At 52.5% G+C, this 21,791-nt stretch carries 18 protein-coding genes; 13 read left to right on the forward strand and 5 right to left on the reverse strand.

The window, feature by feature from the left end; translation table 11 throughout:
- Window positions 1–100: 100 nt before the first annotated feature.
- The 4 genes from BLQ82_RS22585 to BLQ82_RS22600 all read left to right on the forward strand — a co-directional run bounded on the left by BLQ82_RS22585 (window position 101) and on the right by BLQ82_RS22600 (window position 3,926).
- Complete coding sequence (locus tag BLQ82_RS22585) at window positions 101–1,075, forward strand: glycosyl hydrolase (RefSeq protein WP_062525395.1); 975 nt, start codon at window positions 101–103, stop codon at window positions 1,073–1,075.
- Between the two features lie 214 nt (window positions 1,076–1,289).
- Window positions 1,290–1,847: an RNA polymerase sigma factor gene (locus tag BLQ82_RS22590; RefSeq protein WP_244280947.1), complete on the forward strand. Its 558-nt coding sequence runs from the start codon at window positions 1,290–1,292 to the stop codon at window positions 1,845–1,847.
- Window positions 1,829–2,962, forward strand: a complete 1,134-nt coding sequence (locus BLQ82_RS22595) for a hypothetical protein (RefSeq protein WP_062525393.1) — start codon at window positions 1,829–1,831, stop codon at window positions 2,960–2,962. Before BLQ82_RS22590 ends, BLQ82_RS22595 begins: the two co-directional genes overlap by 19 nt.
- Window positions 2,963–3,053: 91 nt before the next feature.
- A complete protein-coding gene (locus BLQ82_RS22600; protein ID WP_062525392.1) occupies window positions 3,054–3,926 on the forward strand; it encodes a hypothetical protein in 873 nt (290 codons plus the stop codon).
- A 67-nt stretch (window positions 3,927–3,993) separates the two neighbouring features.
- Here the strand turns inward: BLQ82_RS22600 and BLQ82_RS22605 are convergent, their stop codons facing one another.
- Window positions 3,994–5,346, reverse strand: a complete 1,353-nt coding sequence (locus tag BLQ82_RS22605) for an outer membrane protein assembly factor BamB family protein (protein ID WP_062525390.1) — start codon at window positions 5,344–5,346, stop codon at window positions 3,994–3,996.
- 113 nt (window positions 5,347–5,459) lie between these two features.
- Between BLQ82_RS22605 and BLQ82_RS32785 the strand changes: the two genes are divergently transcribed.
- Together BLQ82_RS32785 and BLQ82_RS22615 are read left to right on the forward strand one after the other, a co-directional pair.
- Window positions 5,460–5,927, forward strand: coding sequence for a hypothetical protein (locus BLQ82_RS32785; protein WP_244280949.1), 468 nt, complete (start codon window positions 5,460–5,462; stop codon window positions 5,925–5,927).
- A 100-nt stretch (window positions 5,928–6,027) separates the two neighbouring features.
- Entirely contained in the window at window positions 6,028–6,375 is a 348-nt protein-coding gene (locus tag BLQ82_RS22615; protein WP_062525385.1) for a hypothetical protein, read from the forward strand.
- 57 nt (window positions 6,376–6,432) lie between these two features.
- Here the strand turns inward: BLQ82_RS22615 and BLQ82_RS22620 are convergent, their stop codons facing one another.
- Window positions 6,433–8,730: an alpha-galactosidase gene (locus BLQ82_RS22620; protein WP_074648518.1), complete on the reverse strand. Its 2,298-nt coding sequence runs from the start codon at window positions 8,728–8,730 to the stop codon at window positions 6,433–6,435.
- A gap of 94 nt (window positions 8,731–8,824) precedes the next feature.
- A complete protein-coding gene (locus BLQ82_RS22625; protein ID WP_062525381.1) occupies window positions 8,825–9,811 on the reverse strand; it encodes a LacI family DNA-binding transcriptional regulator in 987 nt (328 codons plus the stop codon).
- A 190-nt stretch (window positions 9,812–10,001) separates the two neighbouring features.
- Between BLQ82_RS22625 and BLQ82_RS22630 the strand changes: the two genes are divergently transcribed.
- From BLQ82_RS22630 to BLQ82_RS22650, 5 genes are all read left to right on the forward strand, one after another.
- Window positions 10,002–11,840, forward strand: coding sequence for a sensor histidine kinase (locus BLQ82_RS22630; RefSeq protein WP_062525379.1), 1,839 nt, complete (start codon window positions 10,002–10,004; stop codon window positions 11,838–11,840).
- Window positions 11,818–12,927 (forward strand): response regulator transcription factor, encoded by a 1,110-nt coding sequence (locus BLQ82_RS22635; RefSeq protein WP_062525377.1) that lies wholly within the window; start codon window positions 11,818–11,820, stop codon window positions 12,925–12,927. The genes BLQ82_RS22630 and BLQ82_RS22635 overlap by 23 nt, the downstream gene beginning before the upstream one ends.
- A gap of 233 nt (window positions 12,928–13,160) precedes the next feature.
- The gene (locus BLQ82_RS22640) at window positions 13,161–14,480 is read left to right on the forward strand and encodes an ABC transporter substrate-binding protein (protein ID WP_062525376.1); all 1,320 of its coding nucleotides are present in this window, start codon (window positions 13,161–13,163) and stop codon (window positions 14,478–14,480) included.
- 73 nt (window positions 14,481–14,553) lie between these two features.
- Window positions 14,554–15,432, forward strand: a complete 879-nt coding sequence (locus tag BLQ82_RS22645) for a carbohydrate ABC transporter permease (protein ID WP_062525374.1) — start codon at window positions 14,554–14,556, stop codon at window positions 15,430–15,432.
- 16 nt (window positions 15,433–15,448) lie between these two features.
- The gene (locus BLQ82_RS22650) at window positions 15,449–16,291 is read left to right on the forward strand and encodes a carbohydrate ABC transporter permease (protein WP_062525372.1); all 843 of its coding nucleotides are present in this window, start codon (window positions 15,449–15,451) and stop codon (window positions 16,289–16,291) included.
- Window positions 16,292–16,891: 600 nt separating this feature from the next.
- Here the strand turns inward: BLQ82_RS22650 and BLQ82_RS22655 are convergent.
- Window positions 16,892–18,157 (reverse strand): MFS transporter, encoded by a 1,266-nt coding sequence (locus BLQ82_RS22655; RefSeq protein ID WP_062525370.1) that lies wholly within the window; start codon window positions 18,155–18,157, stop codon window positions 16,892–16,894.
- A 48-nt stretch (window positions 18,158–18,205) separates the two neighbouring features.
- Complete coding sequence (locus BLQ82_RS22660) at window positions 18,206–19,117, reverse strand: LacI family DNA-binding transcriptional regulator (RefSeq protein WP_062525368.1); 912 nt, start codon at window positions 19,115–19,117, stop codon at window positions 18,206–18,208.
- A gap of 198 nt (window positions 19,118–19,315) precedes the next feature.
- On the opposite strand from BLQ82_RS22660, the gene BLQ82_RS22665 reads away from it, so the two are divergent.
- Together BLQ82_RS22665 and BLQ82_RS22670 are read left to right on the forward strand one after the other, a co-directional pair.
- The gene (locus BLQ82_RS22665; protein WP_062525366.1) at window positions 19,316–20,458 is read left to right on the forward strand and encodes a DUF1611 domain-containing protein; all 1,143 of its coding nucleotides are present in this window, start codon (window positions 19,316–19,318) and stop codon (window positions 20,456–20,458) included.
- 20 nt (window positions 20,459–20,478) lie between these two features.
- Window positions 20,479–21,621, forward strand: coding sequence for a DUF1611 domain-containing protein (locus tag BLQ82_RS22670; protein ID WP_062525625.1), 1,143 nt, complete (start codon window positions 20,479–20,481; stop codon window positions 21,619–21,621).
- Window positions 21,622–21,791: the final 170 nt, after the last annotated feature.

Below are 21,791 nucleotides of genomic sequence, written 5' to 3' on the forward strand. Positions count from 1 at the left end.
AAGATGATTTGCCTATCAGTTCTAATACATGACACACGACTGGGACACCCTTTCCAGATACGGTTCCAGTCGTGTGATTTTAATGATTGGAGTCTCGGAAATGAACAAATTTATTAATGCTACACCCTGCAATCCAAACGCAATTGAGGAAGTCAAAAATGTTCTCCGTTATTTAAGCGAATTGTCCGGTAAGGGGATCATTACCGGACAACACACCCAAACTACCGTACAGAAGGAACTGCGGTATATCAAAGACATAACCGGGAAACTGCCGGCCTTATGCGGCTTTGAGCTTCTCGCATATTCCCCTAACATCAACTACGGGGATGCCGGCGAAGCTTGTTTAATGGAGGTAGAGGAAAATAAAAATACGCTGGACAATGCATGGGACTGGGCGTTAAACAAGCGTGGGCTGATAACCTTTACCTGGCACTGGTTCTCACCGTTTGGCAGCAGGGACAAAGGGTTCTATACTGAGAACACCACGTTTGACGCTTCCCGGGCAATTATCGGAGGAACAGAAGAGAATAAGATGCTAATTGCTGACATGGATCATATGGCAGCATTGCTAAAACCTTTCTGCGAGCAGCGGATTCCGGTGTTATGGCGTCCCTTCCACGAATCCGAGGGGGACTGGTTCTGGTGGGGAGCCAAAGGGCCGGAAGTTGCCAAACAGCTCTATCGTATAATGTATGAGCGGTATACGAATCATCATGGTTTGAATAACCTCATATGGGTCTGGAATTCTCCGCTTCCGGAAGGATATGTGGGCGACGATGTCTGTGACGTTATTTCCCTGGATTTGTATCCTCCTAAACATACCCATACTGATTTATCGATAGAATACAACGAGTTGGTGAGAATTACGCCGGCCAATAAGCTGACGGCACTGGGGGAGATTGGTGTGGTCCCGAGCCTCTCAATGCTGGCCGAGACGCGCATTCCCTGGGTTTGGTACATGATATGGTCCAATGATTACGGCGCATCCGGGGAATGGACGACAAATGAGGAGCTGCGGCGTGCATATGACCACCCCTATGCAGTTACATTAGACCAACTGCCGCGGTTGTATTAAGGGACAATAACCCCGAAGTCCACCAGGGTGTGGTGAACAAAAGTTCATAGTTCTACCCTTCAGAAACTGCCGCTTCACTTCCTAAGGGAAATGAAGCGGCGTTTTTTTTGGGGTATACACCCGTTGTTCAGGATGGAGACGGAAACACAAAAAAATGTCACGCAACAGGGGGCTCAAGTGTTATACCTGTATTGATAGCAGAAAGGAGACAGTTGTGGATTCTATAGAAGAGAAGATAAAGCGGATACAAGCGGGAGAGGTCTATCTTTTTTCAGATATTATCAGACTCTACCAGCAACGGATTTATGTCTACTGCTTTCGTTTGCTGAACAGCAGGGAAGAGGCGGAGGATGCGGTTCAGGACATCTTCATTAAGGCTTATCAGAACATCTGGGATTTCAAACTGCAGGCTAATTTTACCTCGTGGCTTTATAGGGTGTCCTATCATCATTGCTTAAACCAACTGCGGCGGCAAAAGTTCCAGAATCAGCTGCGAAGGCTGCTCAGACAGGATGTAACGGCTAAGAGCGCGGAACAAGTGGTAGAGAACCGGCTGTTCAGCGAGTCTGTCGCCGCAGCCCTGCAGAAGCTTAGCATCGAGGAACGGAATCTGGTGATTTTGCGCATTTTTGAAGATAAATCATTTGCGGAAATTGCTGAAATTCTGGGTAAAAGCACGGTTACTGTAAGGAAACAGTACGAGCGTACAAGGAGCAAGCTGAGAGAATCCATTGTGAGGAGGGAGAAACAGTTATGTGCAAGGACGAATTGACTTCTGACGAGTTATTTCTGAAGGAGGGAGATCATTCTGCCCAGCTTCCGCTGGTTGATGTTCATGATTCTGTAATGAAAGCCATCGGGCTTGGCAATGACCGCCTTATGATGGAGCATGCATCTCAGCTACAAGCGGGGAACACCCCAAATGTTATGCAGAGTATGGAACCGGTAGTCGAGGCAGAGCGATACCGCAAGCGAACGTTGAGGCGGCATATGGGGAGATGGGCAGCGGCGCTGATCCTGATTGCCTTGCTCGGAGGCAGCTATTCCTTATTTATTGAAAGCCCTGGGCAAGCCGCTAAATTCCAGTATGAAGTGCTGCCCTACCAGCCGCTTGTGGTAACGGAGGAAGGGGGGCAGGTTGTAAGATCCAACAAACCAATATTCCTTTCGGAGAAAAAAATTCCCCAGAGGCAGGAAAGCAAAGAAGATAAGCTGTTTAGCGAAAAATATTCAGAGGCATACAAGGCTGTAGAAAAATTGCTGCTGCCCGAGGAGTTCGCTTCATACGTGCTCAGACAGGAAAAGGCCGGGGGTGAGCTTCCCGTGATTGGCGTTGTTAACCGCCTGATGTTATTTAATGACTATTCCAGCTATGTTGCCAAGGCAAAAAAGTACAAAGCACCGGATTTGAAACAGCCGGAGTATATGCCGGAAGGGTACGTTTTTGACCAGGCGGTGATTCGACCTTACTTTGAGATTAAAGAAAAGGAATTGCTTGCCCTGACCGGTGGAATCAAGCTGGAAGGCGGCTACCGGGTCCCCTGGAGAAAAGAGCCTCTGGGTAGCATAAATTTTGATAACTCGGGGTTGAGCTATAAAAAAGGTCAGGCTATAGTGAATATTTCGGTCAAACGCCTCAAGGAAAAAACCGGAATCATAGAAAGCTTGATGTGGACCAAAAATACAATCGTAGAGAACATCCTGGTCAACGGAACCCAACTGATCTATATGGATCACTCAAGAGACGGGAAAGTAAAATTGGGCTATAAATACAAACTTGTCTGGGCGGACCCCGAACAACATATGTTATACAATTTGACTACCTCACCGGAGTCTTCCTTGACTAAAGAGGAGATTATCCATATTGCTGCCGGCATGATGAACTAAGAGCCAAAGGTAGAAATAAAGATGTCAAGAATACAGCAGCATATATGTTCTATAAGGGACTTACACAACCAGGAAGGTGGTATTTAAAAATATGCATTATAGAAAAGCGCTCATCGCTATGGCCAGTACGGCCCTGCTGTTTGGCTTAGGGTACGGCCCCGCGGGTGAGGCTGCCGCTGAGAATTCCAGTGCTCCGTCTGCGGCAAAACCCGCCATCAAGGCGGAATTCACAACTATAGCCCAGACCAGCGAAGCCTCTGCGAAAGCGAAAGCGGAGCAAGAAATGAAGAAATTCAAGAATCTCAAAGATATGGAAAAGAAAGCATTAAGTGAAAAGTTTAAGCCCGGAGAAATCAGATATGTGTATATCAATGATAAGGAATATCAAGCCAGTTCTGCCGGATCATCCATTTCGGGTGCAACGTATTCAATTAGGTATAATACGTACAATGAATACGTGGAGAAGTATGCTGCGGGCAATACCTCCATGCCGCTGCGGCTGCAGCAGGCCCCGGAAGGCTATAACTTTTTCATGGCAAATATTACTCCATATATGACGCAAAAAGAACAGAATAAGATATACCAGCAAGTGATCGCTGAGGGGAAGGCATCAGGCAAAAAAATATATGTCAAGAAGCTGCAGGAGAAGCGTACTGCTATAAACATAATCTATAAAATGGCCACAGAGAAGAACGGAATAACAGGAGTTCTCGGCATCGTTGCCGAACCTGCAGGACCCAATGACAAGACGGTTGAATCCGAGCCGGCAACGGCGCAGTCGGAGAAGCTTGAGGTGGGCGGCCAAGAGGTGATGTACACAGTTATAGATAAAATGGAGTACAAGTCGGTAGCATGGATGAATCCGCAGACCCGCGTCAATTACATTATCCGGGAAACCCGCGGGCATCTGTCCAAGGAGGAATTGCTTGCTTTGGCAGGGCAGATTATTGAAGCCTCGGCCTAGGGACGGATGAAGAAATATATTTAATAAGGAGAGCCTGCATAAGCAGGCTCTTTGTTGTGGCCTCCCCTTATTTCAGTGAAGCGGGCAGCTTAATGCCATGCAGCTTGCCGCCTGATTGAATCAAAAGCATGCCGCCAGTCTTCAGCAGCGGGGCAAATTCGGGTGATCCGGTGCGGACGGTGAATACAGGTTTGGAGCTTATAAGATCGTAGGCATGCAGCAGTCCGTCTGATTGTCCAACATAAACCCCTTTGCCGAATATAGCGGCTTGTACCGTATTGTTCTCTCCCTGATCGAAGCGTGCATATTGTCCGTTAGCCAGCTTCATGGCAATCAGGCCATGGCTGTGCTCATCGGTGTAATAAATCCGGTCCTGATGCACAAGGTTCAGCGGAATCCGCTGATCATAGCTCTCCTGTGCCCATTTCTTCAACGGCTCTGCACCGGACACATAGTTCCGGAAATCATATAGAACCAGGCGTTGACCCTGGTGAATGTACAGATCGTTCCCGTTCAGGAAGGCGGAGCTATAAGAGCCGCCCCCGTGATACACTCCGTCAGTTGCCGCCTTGTCTGTCCAGCTGTAAGTGCGTTCCCCCTTGAGTGCTCCGGTACGGAGATTGAAGGCGGCGATTTGAATTTTGCGGTTCACCGGATCATCGTCCAGCATGAATAACTCACGCTCTGAATAGAGAACGCCATCCTTGATGGCCAGCGGAGCCAGCTGTCTGGAAGCTTCCCACAGCTTGTTGCCGGTCGTTTTATCGTAGACAGCTAGCAGGGAGACGGTTATTGCGCCGGATACGGCATAATTTCTAACGACAACCCCCTCCGCCTCCAGCGCTTCTGAGCCAAAATAATAATTGTTCGGATCTTCGGCAATCCGCCATTTGATCTTCCCGGTTGCCGCGTCTACTGCAGCCATTTTTTGGCCTTGGGTCACATACACCGTTCCCCCGGTTACCTTAATGCTATCCGCAGCCCCGTAGCCGAGTGCGGCAGACCAAACTTTGCTTCCGTTGTCTTCTTTGACCTTATAAAGTGCACCCGCAGTGGTCATCCCGTAAATGGCGCCGTTGTTGTACACCATTCGCTGAGCCAGCTGGCTGCCGTATTCCCAGAGCTTGGCGCCGCTTGCCGCTTTCAGTGCGGCCAGCTTGCCGTTTGGCTGCAACATAAATACCTTGCCGTTCTCTGCGACAGCTGTCACCGGCTCCACGTTATCAACCACCTTGGCCTTAGCGACCGGCAGGGACCAGGCAGGCTGTACTACCGGTGCCTCCACCTGCTGATAATAGGGATTTCTTGTGCTTACTGCTGCTTCTTCCGCCTGGACCGTCACTCCGCCCTCTCCGAGCGGCAGCATCAGTGCAACACAGATGGCACAGCTGAGTTTTTTGAAGTTTTGTCCTTTTCCCATTGCGAATCCTCCATCTCTAATGAATTGTAACCACGGTGCATATTCTGGAACCGCTACTATATAGACTCATTGTTTGTAAAAAAGTTACATCTGGGATGCTAAGGATTCAGACTTTGGCAGCCCGCCGGGGCGGGCCTGAACGTCGGCTGCCCGGAAACAACGGCAGAAGTGCCGTTGTTAAAGAGCCGGAGGCTGGTGTGCCCGGAAACAACGGCAAAAGTGCCGTTGTAGAAGAGCCGGAGGCTGGTGTGCCCGGAAACAACGGCAAAAGTGCCGTTGTTAAAGAGCCGGAGGCTGGTGTGCCCGGAAACAACGGCAGAAATGCCGTTGTAGAAGAGCCGAAGACTGGTTTGCCCGGAAACAACGGCAGAAATGCCGTTGTAGAAGAGCCGGAGGCTGGTGTGCCCGGAAACAACGGCAAAAATGCCGTTGTAGAAGAGCCGGAGACTGGTTTGCCCGGAAACAACGGCAGAAATGCCGTTGTAGAGGAGCCGGAGGCTGGTGTGCCCGGAAACAACGGCAAAAGTGCCGTTGTTAAAGAGCCGGAGGCTGGTTTGTTATTGTTCTGGCGTAGAAATTAGGCTGCACAGCAGCTAGCTGGAATCATGCCATGGAGCGACCGCCTGATCAGGGGTGGCATGGACACTGGAACCACTTCAAGCGAAATGAAGGAGAGGCCAGGTGAATGTGCAAGTGACGGATAGCCGACGAATGAAACCAAAGGCGGCTGTACCGGAAGCCAAACGGAAAGCGGAGCGGCTCCGGTTATGGTTTACGGGTGACGGACCGGGCAAGCTCACGCTTACCGCCAATCTGATGCTCACCGCCAAGCTCACGCTTACCGCCAATCTGATGCTCACCGCCAATCCGATGCTTACCGACCAATCTGATGCGGCGTCTGTTCGATTCCGGCTGCCCACCGGCCTTCCGGGTACCGTTATGGCTGAAAAAAATAGCCTCCTGCTCCACTTTATTGTGGGAGCCGGAGGCTATTTTTGGGTCGTGTCAACCGGGGGCACGAACATTTAGGATGGAGGGCAGTCCCTTGCGGGCATGCCCTCGCAGCTGAATGCACGAAGCGCCGGATCAGCGCCGCGCGGCTCTCAGACGGTAGGTGCAGCTGGCGAAATCGCCGTGCAGATCGGAAACGACAAGTCCGATACGCATCAGGCGGTCGCCGCCGTGGAGCGTGCCGCCGTATCCTTCTTGAAACGGAGCGGAGCCAGAGGCTTCTGCGGTCGCGGAACCTTCCGCTCCGCTGTGATCCGCCGCGCCATCATCAGATCCGGCGCCTGTCTCAATCACGTAATCCAGCTCAGGGTCCAGCCCTTTAAGCGAAAGACGCGAGATTGGCGCGTTAGGCTTCGCGAGCACGCGGAAATATGCCACAAATGCCTCTGTTTTGTCCTCGCTCACGAACATCCAGGCCGTTTCGCCGCTTCCTTCAAAAGGGCTCAGCAGCCGGTACATATCGCCCTGCTGCACCAGTTCGCGTATTTCCTTGTACTGGGCGATCTGCCGGGCTGCCAGACGCTTTTCTGCCCCGGTGAAGGCGGTAAGGTCCAGCTCGTAGCCAAAATTGCCGCTCATCGCCACGTCGCCGCGGATAGCGAGAGAAGTGATCCGTTCCACCTGATGGTTTGGTACCGCAGAGACGTGGGCGCCCATGCTGCTGGCGGGATATACCATACTGGTGCCGTATTGGATCGCCAGCCGCTCGATCGCATCGGTGTTGTCGCTGGTCCAGGTCTGAGGCATATAGAACAGCATTCCCGGGTCAAACCGGCCGCCGCCGCCGGAACAGCTCTCGAACAGAATGTCCGGGAAACGTGAGGTCAAGCGCTCCATCAAATCATACAGGCCCAGCATATAGCGGTGGGCGGTTTCTTTTTGCCGCTCCGGGCTGGCCGCGGCGGAGGAAATCTCCGTCATATTGCGGTTCATGTCCCATTTGACATAGGTAATCGGCGCACTGGAAAAAACAGCGCTTAATGTCTCATACAGATAATCGCATACTTCGGGACGGGAGAGATCCAGAATGAGCTGGTTGCGCGCTTCCGTACGGCGGCGACCTTCGGCATGCAGGCACCAGTCTGGATGTTTACGGTACAAATCGCTCTCGGGTGACACCATTTCCGGTTCGACCCACAGTCCGAATTGAAGGCCCTCGGCGTTTACCCTGCCGGCGAGGTCAGCCAGTCCGCCGGGCAGCTTGCGCCGGTCTTCAAACCAGTCGCCAAGCGAGCTGTTGTCGCTGTCACGTTTGCCGAACCAGCCGTCATCGAGCACGAAGAGTTCGATGCCCAGCGGCCCCGCTTCCTTGGCGATGGCTGCGATTTTGTCGGCATCAAAATCGAAGTAAGTCGCTTCCCAGTTGTTGACGAGAATTGGACGGGTTTTGTCGCGGTGAACACCGCGGCACAGCCGGGTCCGGTAAAGTCGGTGATAGGTACGCGACATACCGCCCAGTCCTTCGCCGGAGTAGACGAGCACAGCCTCAGGGGTCTGGAAAGATTGGCCCGGCTCCAGCAGCCAGGAGAAATCGAACGGGTTAATGCCAATGCACACGCGGGTCTGGTTAAACTGCTCGACCTCTGCAACTGCTGCGAAGCTGCCGCTGTACACAAGGCTGAAGCCATAGACATCTCCTTGGTCTTCGTCCGCTCCGGGGCGGAGAAGCGCGAGAAAGGGATTGGCCTGATGACTGCTCGAGCCCCGGCGGCTCTCCAGCGAAACTGCGGCCCCGGCGGTAAGGCGGCGGCGCTGAACATGGCGCTCTCTCGCCCAGGCGCCGCTCAGGTGAAGCGTATCGTAGGCCGAATCGGCAAAATCAACCGAGGCGCTGAGTGCCTGCTCAAGCCGGAGCGGCGCCTGCCCGTTATGCTCAAACCGGACAGAGCGGGCGATGGCGCTGTGGTCAGCAAAGACTGTATACAGCAGCTTAACGGTCAGGCCGCTATAGTCGTCATTAAGGGTAAGCTCCAGCGTCTTGGCTTCGTGATCCTCTTCTGTATAGAGTGCAGGCAGCCCTTCAAGTGCAGGTTTTCCGGGAGTAATTCTGTAGCCCGCGTATTTAAGTTCGGTGGTCCGGGTGCCGTCAGCCAGCAGAACCTGATAGGCCGGCCGTCTGAAATCGCCCGTCCCGTACTGCGGGTACTCCTGAGGCAGAGCATCCAGAGAGAGGGAAGGGTTCGACAGCAGCGGGGTTGGGGAGAAGGAGGACCGTCCGCGAAGCTCCAGCACGCCAGCCAGGCTGTTGTCGTGCCGGAGGCGTGCGCCCCAGTATACATGAGAAGGGTAGCCTTCAACCAGCTGAATGATATAGCTGGTATCTTTGGATTGAAGGTGAAACAGGCCCAGCGTTTCGTCTGCGTAAATATTCATGCTCATTACTCTCCTTGTGAATGTGATCCGGTCCGTTAGGGAGGACCGTCCTTGCTTAGGTGATGCGAGGGATCTGTGCATCGCGGCAGCTTAATCAGGGCGTGCCGCCGCAGCTCTCCCTGACGATCAGCTTCGTTCCGGTGATCGTATGAGAAGGCGCTTCACGGCCTTCAAACCGCTCGACGAGCAGCTGGACGGCCGCCTTGCCCATCTGTTCGGGATAGGCGCGTACGGTTGTCAGCGGCGGTTGGACGTAGGCGGCCATCTCGATATCGTCGAAGCCGACGATGGCCATCTCCTCCGGCACCCGCACGCCTTGGTCGTGCAGGGCCCGCAGGGCGCCGACCGCCAGCGGGTCGCTCGCCGCGAAGCAGGCTGTCGGCCGCTTCGCACCGGCCAGCAGCTCCTTCATCATCCGGTAGCCGTCGGCGCTGCTCCATCCCCCCGTCCGGACCAGCCGGGCGTCATACCAGCCCCGCTCCAGCATGATCCGCTCAAAATGATGCGCCCGCCGCTCCCCGTCCCCTCCGCCGCCGATAAATGCAATGTCGCGGTGGCCCAGAGCGATCAGATGGCCAAGCGCCTGATCGACCGCCTGGCGAAAATGCGTCCGCACAGAATCATAGTCTGTCTGCTCCCCATACTGGTCGACAAGCACAATCGTGCTCTGGTCAGCATGCAGGCTCACCAGCTCTTTGGGATCGAAACCGCCTACGACGATAAGGCCGTCGCAGGCCCGCAGGGCAGAAAGCTGTGCATGCCCGCGCAGGGTTTGCCCGAGCGAAATGCCCAGCTCCCCGGAGCGCAGCTCAATCCCCCGGCGAATGGAGCCGTAATACGGGTCATCCCGTTCCTCCTCGACCGAACATGTGAGCAGGAGCGAGACAGTCTTGCCGCTCCGCTCGGTATTCCGCTTTAGCTGCTTTAACCGGGCGGGCTTGTAGCCCAGCCGCTCGGCGACGGCAAACACACGGGTCCGCGTAACCTCGCTGACGGCGAGGGACAGGTCATTATTTAACACTCGCGATACCGTTGCGGCCGATACGCCGGCCTCGCGGGCGATGTCTTTAATCGTTGGCAAGCCGCTCACGCCTTTTTTTAGTTAATAAATTTACTAAATATCGCTTCTATCCTACCATCCACATTCCGTACTTTCAAGTGGTTATATTTTTGGAATATACACCCAGATAGGGTCTGCCCCGGCTTGCTTCTAAACCCCGGGCAATTGTGATACCATGTTGAATATTCATAGGAGGGCGGGGGGAACAGGCTTGAAACTTACAGCACTTATCCGGAGATGGTTTGGCCGGCTCCGGTTCAAAAGCAAGGTCATTGCGATATTTCTGCCTCTGCTGATTATTTCTCTGCTTATTTTGGGCGCCCTGTCCAGCCACTTGTTCAGCCGCTCCCTGATTGAACGGACTACAAGCAACGTAGCCGATGAATCTCAGCTGATCCTCTCCCGTACCGATTATATCCTCCGCAGCGCGGAGACTGCGGCAAATATTATGGTTACCAACATTAACCGTCTTTACGAATCGTATCCCGCTGTTCAGGCGGTTCCGCTGGAGCAGTTCCGCTTTGCCAACCTGATGCAGAGCCGCTTGTCCATCGACCTGTCGATCTTCCGGGAGGTAGATGCCGCTGTGTTCGTCGGCAAAGACGGAACCGTCTATTCTTCCTATACATCCGGCGGGGAGGAAGAGGAGAAGGGCATTGCTGCAAGCGGTATGCTGGATACGGTGAGGGAGGCCGGGAGCTACGGAAACTCGCATTGGTTCGGCATGGAGAAGCGGAATGTTCTGACCTCCGATCCGGACTCTCCTGTGCTTACACTGGGGAAGATGGTCATCAATATCGATACCGGCGAGCCGTTGGGCACACTTTTCCTGATGGTCAAAGAAGCACAGCTGTCGGCGTTTCTCCAGTCCAGCGATCCCGCAGCCTCCAAGGCCTATTATTTCGTGGATGAACATAAACGCGTTGTGGCGGCGGCAGATAAGAGCAGCTTGCTTCAGCCGATAGCGCCATCGATGGCAGCCAGAATCGGGGAGCGTGAGAGATCGGACAGAGCCGCCAGCTACTCTTATAAGGACGACGGCAATCTGGTTACGGTCAGCCGTTTCGGGCCGATGGACTGGGAGCTGATCAACGTGGTTTCGCTTAAGCTGCTCACAGCCGATGTGCAGCAGAATGTGCGGCTGACCGCGCTGGTAGGCGCTTTGTGCCTGATCTTTTCCCTGTTCGGCGCCAATTTTCTGTCACGGATGGTTGCCAGTCCCTTGGAGAGGCTGACCAGAGCGATGCGGCAGGTGGTCAGCGGTGATCTCCGCCCGGTTGTGGCCGCGAGAACAGAAGACGAGATCGGAACGATCGCGGAGGCCTTCAACTTCATGGTCGGCCGCGTGCGGGAGCTGCTAAATAAGGTGACCGAGGAGCAGAAACGCAAGCGGGAGTATGAGCTCGCCCTGATCAGCGCGCAGATCAAGCCGCATTTTTTATATAACACGCTAGACACCATATATGTCCTGAATGAGCTTGACCGCAATGAAGAGGCGCGGGATACGACCAAAGCGCTGGCGGATTTTTACCGGATGGTGCTCAACAAGGGAAGGGAATTGATCATCCTGGAGAAGGAAGCGCGGATTACAGACGATTATCTGGCTATTATGCAGATCCGGTACCCGGATGTGTTCCGCTATGAGATTGACATTCCGGCTGAGCTGTCGGGTACGCCGATTCCGAAGCTGTCGCTGCAGCCGCTCGTTGAGAATGCTATTTATCACGGGTTGAAGAAAAAAGGGAGCAAGGGCTTCATCCGCATCCAAGCCGGCATCACAGGCGGCAAGGTGCTCGTTCAAGTAACGGACAACGGCATTGGCATGGATGAGGAGCGGATAGAGGCCATCATGTCCGGTTATTCTCCGGAGGAGGAGACCCGTTCAATCGGTACCTACAGTGTCCAGCAGCGGCTGAACCTGTACTTCGGGGAAGAATATGGTTTGACTGTGCGAAGCGTTGTTGATGAAGGAACCGTGGTGGAGCTGTCATTGCCTATGCTTGGAACTGAAAAGAGGGATAAACAGGATGTACAAGGTGATGATCGTTGATGATGAGCCGCTGTTCCGCGACTATCTGCGGCTTAAGATGGACTGGCAGCGGCAAGGCTTCCGGGTATGCTGCGAGGCCAGGAACGGCCAGGAAGCCTTGCTTGAGGCGGAGAAGCATCAGCCCCATCTGGCGCTGGTTGATATTAACATGCCGTTTATGGACGGCATTGAGCTGGCGGTCAAGCTGAAGGAACGCTTTGAACGCATCGTGATTGTGTTCATTTCGGGACACAACGAATTTGAGTATTTGCAAAAAGCCGTGCGGACGGGCGTACAGGATTATCTGCTGAAGCCGTTCAACGAAGAGGAGATGTCCGCAATGCTGGCCCGTATCCGGCCGAAATTGCCGCAGCTGCCCCGTGAGCGGGAGGCTGAGGAGGATGGGGCCGAGGGGAACAGGCCGGTAAGCCCACCCGGACAAGAGGCGCCGGATCTCAGCAGCATCCGCGACGTCATTGTGCTTGGCCTCCGCATGAAAGATGCGGATATTCTGGAGGAAGTCCGCAAGGCGATCCGCCGGCTCCGGGGCTGCAAGTGGGGGGACGAATATGCGGATGCAATGATGATGGGGCTTGTCTCGCTGGTGTTAACCTTTGCGGGCGAACGGGGCTTCTCCTACAGCAGAGTGTGGGACAGCGAAGGCGACAAGCCGCCTTTTGAGAGGTTAAAGGCATGCGGGTCCTGGGATGGTGCTGAGGAGTGGCTGATCGCCTTGTACCGCAGGGTTATTCAACTGACAGAAGATGTGAAACCCACGAAGGCATCTAATCTGTTTGCTGCGGCTATCCAGTATATTGAGCAGCATTACGCGGACGCAGAGTTATCGGCCGAACAGGTGGCAGGCGGCGTCTATGTCGATCCCAGCTATCTGCGCCGTGTGTTCCGCAAGGAGTCCGGGTATTCGATTGTGGATCATATTACGCATATCCGCATGAAAAAAGCCAGAGCGCTGCTGCTGGAAGGCAACCGTAAATTGGCCGATATTTCAGAGAGTGTCGGATATGCGGACCCGAATTATTTCAGCAAAAGCTTCAAGAAGCGTTTTGGCGTAACTCCGACAGAATATGAGCAATTGGTCAGGAAGTAACCCTGCTTCAGAAGTTCCTATACAATAACGAAGGCGGTTCCCGGTCGGGGACCGCTTTAAATATAAGAATTTGTATGCTCCGCGTATATTATCCTTCTACTTGTTTTGTCCCGTTTTTTACGGGTAATGCCCGTTTTATCCCTTAATGTTATGGCGGGACGGAGGCTATAATGTGAATGTGGCCGGCAGGTTATAGCTTAAAGACACATACTCGCATGAGGGGGATCTACACAATGAAAATTGAACACAAACGTTTAAGCACACTAATGATAACGCTTTCCATGATGCTGGTGCTGTCTGCCTGCGGCGGCGGCAACACAGCCTCTGACAAAAATCAGGATCCGGCGGCGGCACCTGACACCGGCAAGATCAAGCTGAAGGTCTACGCCCAGCACTTTGACGAAGATACAAAAGGCCCCTTCGACTATGCAGTGGAAGAACTGAAGAAGGAAATGCCGGATGTCGAGATCGAGCTGGATTCCGCGGTACAGGATGGTAACCAGAAGCTCAAGACTTATGCGGCCACAGGGAATATGCCTGATGTTTATTTCACCGACTGGCCGACCCTGCAGACCTTTGCCAAATCGAAAAATGTAGAGCTGCTGGACGATTATGAATCGACCGCACAGTACAAGGACAGTCTTAATCCGGGCGTGGAATCCCGTCTGATTGCCCCGGATGGCCATGTGTACGCATACCCCGATACCGGTATTGAGTTTCAGCTGATTTATTATAACAAGTCGATCTTCGACAAGGTTGGCATTGCGATGCCGATCAAAACCATTGACGGGCTGGCTGAAGCGGCCAAAAAGTTGAAGGCAGCGGGCTACATCCCGATGTCCATCTTCGGAAAAGAAAAATGGATTTCAGCCGCGTTCTATAACGGTCTCGTTACCAGGGAACAGGCTGCTGGCTTTGGCGCATTGGAGGCACAGGGGGTAACGGAGCTGCCGCAGGCTTTTGTCACGGCAGCAGAGCAAATGAAGAAGCTTCAGGAAGCCGGATTGTTCGACGCCAACGCGACGAACACGAACTATGACCAGGCGTCTTCCCAGTTTTATCAAGGCAAGGCCGCGATGTTCGTCAACGGCCAATGGGAAATCTACAGCTCGGAAGAAAAGCTTGGCGGCCAGGTTGACTGGATGTATTGGCCGGCCAAAGATGAAGCGACCTACGAACAAACCAAATATAATATCGACGGGGCGGGATCCCCGCAGGGCTACGCCGTTTCGCCCGGCAGTAAGAATAAGGAGATTGCAGTGAAGGTGGCAGCGTTCCTCGCCGCAAAATCAGCTGAATATAAATATACGAAACTGGGCAGCCCGATCATTTCACCGAAGACGGACAAGCCGATTGCTGCCGACGTGCCGGTCATGATGCAGCGGATCGCCACGGAACTGCTGCCGAACGCCAAAGAATACGCAAAGCTGCTAAGCAATACGCAAATTCAGAATGCCATCAACGACAACACACAGAACCTGCTGGTGGACGGTTTTGCAACCGAGAACTTTATCACGAACCTGAACCGTACGCTGGGCAAGGAAAACCAGTAGCCCGAATCTGCCCTGCCCCTGCGGCCTTCGCCCAGGGGTTCGGCTGTAACGGAACAAGGAGGGAAAGAACCGCATGAATAAATACCTGGGAAATAAATCGGCGCTGGCGCTGTTTCTGCTCCCTGCCCTGTTGTTGTATAGCGTGATCCTTATCTATCCCGTGCTGCAGACCGTTGTAAGAAGCTTTTACGACTGGGACGGGCTGAGCACAGCGGCTTTCTCCGGATTTGCCAATTACCGTGAGCTGTTTAACGATCCGCTGCTATCCACTTCTCTGAAAAACGGGCTGATCTTTGCCCTGGTGCTGGCTGCATTCCAGATTGGACTCGGTACGGTACTGGCACTCGTTTGCGCCAATCCGCGGACCCGCGGGCGCAAGCTGCTGAAGACTGCATATTTCATCCCCGTGGTGCTGTCGGTCACGGTTGTCTGCCAATTGTGGATCGCCATGTACGACCCGACGAACGGTCTTGTGAACAAGCTTTTTGAGCTGTTGAATATTCCTTACCGGCAGAACTGGCTGAGCTCACCGACGCAGTCGATCATTGCTATCGCTTTTGTGAACGCCTGGCAGTTTATGGGCTATCAGTTTTCCCTGCTGTACGCCGGGGTCAAGGCTGTTCCGGAGGATTACTTCGAGGCCGCAACCATCGATGGCTGCGGAAAGTGGCGGGCACATTGGCATGTTACGCTGCCGCTCATGCGGGAGACGTATAAATTCTGCTTCACCATCGCGATCACCTCCGGGATCGGAGCGTTCGTACAGATGCTGATTATGACCAATGGAGGCCCGGGCACCACCAACTACACAATGACCTTCATGATTTACCGGTATGCCTTTATGGAGAGCAACTACGGATATGCATGTGCCGTATCGGTATTGCTGGTGCTGATCTCGCTTATAGCGACGGTTGTAATCAACAAGGTGTTCGACCGTGGACAGAATGCATAATGGAAAGGAGAACCACATGAGCCCAAAAACATTCCGGTCCATCGGGCAGTTCCTGTTGCAAATTCCGTTGTGGCTGTATTTTGCCGTATCCATCTATCCGCTGTTCTGGATGATTTCCTATTCCCTGAAGAACAATGACGAAATTTTCGTCACCAATCCGTTTGGCCTGCCGACCCATTTTCGCTTTGAAAACTATGTAAATGCCTGGACGCAGTTCAATATTCCGCGGTACTTTTGGAACAGCTTTGTCGTTTCCATCATATCCACGCTGTTCATTCTGCTTCTGGCGCTTATGTTCGCCTTTGCTGTGGCGCGGATGCAGTGGAGATTCCGCTCGGCTGTCAGAACTTATATGCTTGTCGGCATGTTTATGCCGCTGCAGGTGATTATGATTCCGCTTGCGCTGCTGGTCCGGGATTTCCATCTGACCAACACGTATGGAGCTCTTATCATTCCCTACATTGCCATCGGCCTTCCCTTCTCAACCATGGTGTTCTACGGCTTCCTGGTCAGCATTCCCCGGGAAATTGAAGAGGCGGCCTGCATCGATGGTGCAAGCATTTACCGGTTGTTTCTCGGGGTCATCCTGCCGCTGGCGCTGCCGGCCATCGCAACGATTGCCATCTTCCAGTTTTTGAACAACTGGAATGAGTTCACTCTGGCGTACATTCTAATCTCGGACGAGAACATGAAGACACTGCCGCTCGGATTGCTTTTCTTCCAAGGCTCATACAGCACCGACTGGGGAGCAATGGGGGCTGTCATGACCATTGCATCGCTTCCGATGGTCCTGGTCTATCTGCTTCTCAGCGATCAGGTGGAGCGGGCCATGACAGTAGGCTCGGCGGTAAAAGGCTGACAGCCGTCCGGGCAGCTGCTCTGCTGGCCAATACGGAGAACCTGGAGCTCAAGGAGTGAAGAATCTTGAGCTCCATATGCTTTGGGCTTAAGCAGAACGAATAAAAGTCTGCGGAATTCTGAGTGAGATCCAAGTAATTTCGAGTAATCCCGAGGGGGATAAGTGGACGTGAATTCAGCGGATTCACCCAAAGGGGTGCGTTGAGATCACTCGGCCTCGACAGCCTTTCTCCAACTGGCGCTGGCGAAGAAACGGGTGAGCAGTGCTAGTTGGAAAAAGTGAACTTATTTCCCCCCCCAGAATCAACAATTGTGAATTTTAAGTGGAAAAGGAAACTTAATTGGTTCATATTTCTTCGTCAGGAGCAAAATGAGCTGAGTTAGTTATCCTTTTCCACTCCACCTGCGGAGAACAGGGTGCTCCAGCAAATTAGTGCCCCTTTTTCCACTTGGAATTACCGAAGGATGCCAAAAGGGATCTCCAGGCGACGCTAAACTGAAATCCAAAACGGCTACCTCGTCCAGTCCAGGACGGCGTAGCCGTTTCCACTTGTTGTTGTATAGGAAATTATAATGGGCCTATCTACTTTTGCTTGATGACTTATTTATAGCTCCGTATGATCTTCAGCTTGGTGGAAGTATATAAGGCGAACAGGAGCAGCAGCAGTCCGATGGACCCCATAACAGGGCCGGGACTGAAATGATCCGAGAGATAGGAGACAACGGATAGACCGATTGATGGAGCTACACTCATAATCGATCCCAGTACTCCGAAGACTCTGCCCTGGATCTCTTCCGAAATTTCCAGCCGGAGGATGATATTGATAAGGAGTGTGCAGAACGAGAACATGAATCCGATCAGCAGCACAACGGGAATGGCTGCGGCCGCAGAAGTGATGAAGGATAACAGGATATACATCGGGCCCAGACAGAGCAGGCCGGTCATAATGAGTAATCCCCGCCGTCTGATTTTGGAACCCAGGATCATAATCAGGCCTGAGCCGATCATATAGCCGAGCGGGATACAGGCTTCCATGAGTCCGAACTGAAAGGGGCTGGCCTTCCAGACGTTGACGGCCATGACCTGGGTCAGCATCAATGAGGGCATGAAGAATAAAGTAAGCGTTGGAAGCATAATGATGACGGCCTTGGCAAAGGGGAATTTCCAGATATAACGCATGCCTTCTCCAAGGTCCTGAATAAATTTCTTTTTCTGCTGGGGCTCTGGATTGGCGCGTGCCGGCATCGGCAGGGAACGGACAGCAAGAACCAGCAGGAAGGAGACCAGAAACGTGGCTCCATCGAATAAAATGGCATCCGCCGCCCCGAAGGTCGCTACAAAGATTCCGCCCACAGAAAAGCCGACCGTCCGGCAAATGTTCTCCGACAGGTTAAGCATGCCAACAGCTTGCTGGACATGCTCTTTGCCGACAACGGTGATTATGGAGGACTGATAGGCAGGGGACTGGAAAAGGGCTGACACCGTAGTTAGCGCTGTAAGCACAGCAACAATAATGAAGGAAGCGGAAGGAACAGAGATGACGAGGGCAAGGGTCACTACCAGTGAGCAGCTGATCAGATCTGTAACCAGCATGATTTTTCTGCGGTTGGTCCGGTCCGCAAACGTTCCTCCAATGGACCCGAGCAGCGAGCTCAGCAACAGGTTAATGATCGTCAGTACAGCCACCAGCTTGGCGCTGCCGGTGGTCTGAAGCACCCAGAGACTGAGAGCGATGCTGTGAAAGGTATTGCCGAACAGGGAAATGGAAAAAGAGCAGAGCAGCAGCATGAATTTTTTGTTGGCCCACAGTGTTGGATAAGAGTGTGCAGCAGGCGCTGCCTGGCTGGCTATAACGGGTTCTGTCATGTTTATCCTCCTCTCAACTTAAGCGTTTAAGTGAATCATCAAAAAAATTTAGTCTACATAATAACAGTTATTCTCTTGCTCGGAATAGTCCGAATGGTACAACAGCTCTTGCATGAGTTCAAATGCAACCTCCGCTTTGTCCCCCTGAAAAAGAATCTTGTCTACACGCTCACCCAGCATCTGCGGAGCATTGCAGGTGCAAATTACGGACAGATGCCCGAAGACTCCAGACTTCTCCACATAGCTGCCAATGAATTCATTGATCACAATCGCCTGCTTGAAGCGTTGTTGATCCATTGCCGGAAGCAGATCCTGAAGCTCGCGGATTTCGAAGACAGCATCGTCAGACAGAGGAACACAGCTGCGGATATAGCGGGTAAGGAGTGAATTATTGAAGCCCTCCATAATCAAACAGACCTGCGACAGATCATCCGGCAGAGCCTTTTCAAGCGCTGAGCGGTAATTGAATACCACCTGCTTGAACAGCTTATCTTCAATCATGCTGTCGATCAGAATCAGGGGAATGCCCTCGACAAAGTGTCTGGAAATCGAGTAGAAGGAGGCGTCTTGTGCATCAATAAAAAACACGGCTTCCAGCTTGCGTTCCACAATAATATCCAGCGATGGGTTGTCGGTATCCAGAGAATAGAGCAGCGTATGATAGCCGGCTGCTGTAAGCCGCTGCTCCAAAGTATGAATGAAGGCGAGCTGGGCATGCAGCTTCCAGTAAGGCAACTGCTTGGATCTGTGGACCAATACACCTACCAGGCCGGTTTTTTGGTTGGCGAGTGAACGGGCTGCCAGATTCGGAATATAGTGCAGCTCTTCGGCCAGCTCCAGGATCTGGCGGCGTGTCTTCTCAGGAATGGTCTGATTATCCACACGATTCAGCACATAGCTTACGGTGGCAACGGATACGTTGGCCCGGATAGCGATGTCCTTCATAGTTGTTTTTTTCAACAATTCAATCTCCTATCTGTCAATTTCCTAAAGATTAACATTAGCTTAGGCCAGGAGTCAATCCTCGAAATTCATGTCATAAAAAACCTTTTATTTCTTGGTATTGATATAATATGTAAATTATTGTAGTATCAGCTTAATCGGTTAAGTCTACCGATTGTTGTCTATCCTTTACTCTATTACGGGAGGCGGTTATGCATGGACAATGTGGTGTTGTATCCCTTCAACAAGATTACGCAAGGGATCATCAGGTTCAGGGATTTAACAGATTTTACAGTAAGGGCGGTTGTTGATTTTGTCCTGCATAAGGGTAAAGACGCAGCTGAACTGGTGGAAGGCCAAGCGGCAGGAATCCCAATCACGGATAATTATGAAGAGGTGTTCGGCATAGCGGATACCCTGATTCTGAATGATCCCGGAACTTCATTTGGGAATAACGAAGGCGTATATGGCGAGCATAACCTGAGTCAGCTGTGGAGATTACTGGTTGCCTCTGCCCATGAGCAGAAGCTGCGGATCATCAGTGTGCACGAAATTATTGACCGCCCTACCCTGGATTGGCTGCTTGGGAATGGAATTACGATTGAGATTCTACCGCAAATCCCCGCAAGTCTGCAGCACCGGCTTCATACAGAATATGTATTTCCTTCCCCTGGTGATGAAGTAGCCACTTATTTATCCTATTTTGATATAGACGCACAAATAACCGCTTATAACCGCAATATATGCAAGTTAGGGATATTCGCAACAAGAGGATGCCTCGGGAAGTTCACGGCTCAAATGTCATTGTTCCGGGCTCTTCGGCAGGCAGGAGAGAAGGTCCAGGCGATTATAACCGAGCCTACGGCTGCGCTCTTCAACCAACCGGGCGGTGATATTATGAAATTTATTGCCCATAATCCGCTGAACCAGTATCCGTACTACATTCACGCAGCTGTCCGGGAAGCGGAGAGCGAAGGCTGTGATTATGTCCTGCTGTCAGGTCAAGGCTCGTTGCTCCCGAATGAGAATTTTGTAATTGCAGCGACCAAAGTCTCTTATTTACGGGCCTTGCAGCCGGACTTGACGATCCTGATTGCAGGCTATGATGATGATGAGCAGATCAGGGACAGCCTCGATATTCTCCGCATTTACGGTAATGCCAGCCGGCCGTTTGCCATTCTGGTCCCGGATAAATACGAGGTTGATTTTGGAGAATACATCTCGAAGACTCCGGAAGAAATAGAGCAGCGCAAGGAAGAAATCCGCAGCCGCTTTGATGCCGGGCATGTGGAATCGGTGCTGGACATTGGCAGACTGGCAGGCAAGCTGGCTCTTTATAAGAAGACTGTCAGATTATGATCCGGGCGGAGGCGGCGAATATGGAAAGAGTTGTGCTGTATCCCTTCAATAAAATCACGCAGGGTCTGCTGCGCTTCCGTGACCTGCTGGACGTTGAGATTGTGTCGGTTATCGACTTTGTGGAGGAAGACGGGCAAGATGCCGGAGCGCAGGTGGACGGGAAGCATTCGGGGATTCTGATCTATTCGTCCATCGCAGACGGTCTGAAGGACGCGGACACCCTGATTCTGAATGATCCGGGCACCACTTTTGGCGGGAATTCAGGTGTATTTGCCGAACATGATCTTGCCGGATTATGGCGGAAACTGGTCTTATTTGCTTCTGGCCGGGGCTTAAGGGTGGTCAGTGTGCATGAAATTTATGACCGGGATACCCTGAACTGGATGGCGGAGCAGCAGATCAGGATCGATGTGGTTCACAGTCCCCGGGAGCAGCTTTTTCAGGAGATGGATGAGCGCTACGGCACGGACGGAACGGATATTGAGCGCTATCTGGGACAGTTCGAAAAGGAAGCATTGATGTTTTCCCGCCCCAGGTCAATTAAGCGAGTTGGGATTTTTGCCACCCGGGGGTGCATTGGGAAGTTTACCGTGCAGATGAATCTCTACCGGCAATTCGCAGCGCAGGGTATTCCGGCGACAGCTTTCATCACAGAGCCAACCGGGTTCCTGTTCAGGCAGCCTGAAGGGGATATCTTCAAGTTCCTGGCGCACCGCCCGTTGGAGCAGTATCCGTATTATATCGATACTGTGATTCATCAGGCCCAGCACAGCGGCAGTGACTGGATCATTATGGCGGGGCAAAGCTCCATTCTTCCCACTATGAATATAGCTTTCAATTCCCTGAGATATGCGATGCTGCGGGCATTTGATCCGGAGTATGTTCTGCTGATTGCCGGTTATGATGATGACAGCGCCATTCACGATGCGATTGAGATCTTAAGAATCTACTCCAGGCGGCCGCTTGCCCTGCTGCTGCCGGACAAGCTGGAAACCTCTTATGGGCAATACGAAGTCTATCCCCAAGAACGGAGAATGGCCCGGAAGCTTGAACTGGAACAGAAATTTCAAATTCACGTCCTCTTAATCGAACAGGCGGAAGCTGCGCTGAACCTTCTTCTGGAGGAAGCAAATCGTCTAGCGGTATCCAACCTGGTATTGTGATATCAGCCTGCCGGCAGATTGCCGGACCGATTTCAAAATTTTGCTTAGAAGTGGCTGCGATATCGTGCGCTTGGAGCAAGGAGAGGCTCATATCCTCCATACGCCTGCGGAGGGGGTATCCGAAATGATCGTTGAGTGGCAAGGAGATTGCCAAAAATCCATTCAATTGT

The organism is Paenibacillus jilunlii (assembly GCF_900102965.1).
GTDB lineage: Bacteria > Bacillota > Bacilli > Paenibacillales > Paenibacillaceae > Paenibacillus_AQ > Paenibacillus_AQ jilunlii.

Coding starts and splice junctions, on each gene's coding strand:
- BLQ82_RS22585 (WP_062525395.1), top strand. CDS start 101: ATGAACAAATTTATTAATGCTACACCCTGCAATCCAAACGCAATTGAG.
- BLQ82_RS22595 (WP_062525393.1), top strand. CDS start 1,829: ATGTGCAAGGACGAATTGACTTCTGACGAGTTATTTCTGAAGGAGGGA.
- BLQ82_RS22600 (WP_062525392.1), top strand. CDS start 3,054: ATGCATTATAGAAAAGCGCTCATCGCTATGGCCAGTACGGCCCTGCTG.
- BLQ82_RS22605 (WP_062525390.1), bottom strand. CDS start 5,346: ATGGGAAAAGGACAAAACTTCAAAAAACTCAGCTGTGCCATCTGTGTT.
- BLQ82_RS22620 (WP_074648518.1), bottom strand. CDS start 8,730: ATGAATATTTACGCAGACGAAACGCTGGGCCTGTTTCACCTTCAATCC.
- BLQ82_RS22635 (WP_062525377.1), top strand. CDS start 11,818: ATGTACAAGGTGATGATCGTTGATGATGAGCCGCTGTTCCGCGACTAT.
- BLQ82_RS22640 (WP_062525376.1), top strand. CDS start 13,161: ATGAAAATTGAACACAAACGTTTAAGCACACTAATGATAACGCTTTCC.
- BLQ82_RS22645 (WP_062525374.1), top strand. CDS start 14,554: ATGAATAAATACCTGGGAAATAAATCGGCGCTGGCGCTGTTTCTGCTC.
- BLQ82_RS22650 (WP_062525372.1), top strand. CDS start 15,449: ATGAGCCCAAAAACATTCCGGTCCATCGGGCAGTTCCTGTTGCAAATT.
- BLQ82_RS22655 (WP_062525370.1), bottom strand. CDS start 18,157: ATGACAGAACCCGTTATAGCCAGCCAGGCAGCGCCTGCTGCACACTCT.
- BLQ82_RS22665 (WP_062525366.1), top strand. CDS start 19,316: ATGGACAATGTGGTGTTGTATCCCTTCAACAAGATTACGCAAGGGATC.
- BLQ82_RS22670 (WP_062525625.1), top strand. CDS start 20,479: ATGGAAAGAGTTGTGCTGTATCCCTTCAATAAAATCACGCAGGGTCTG.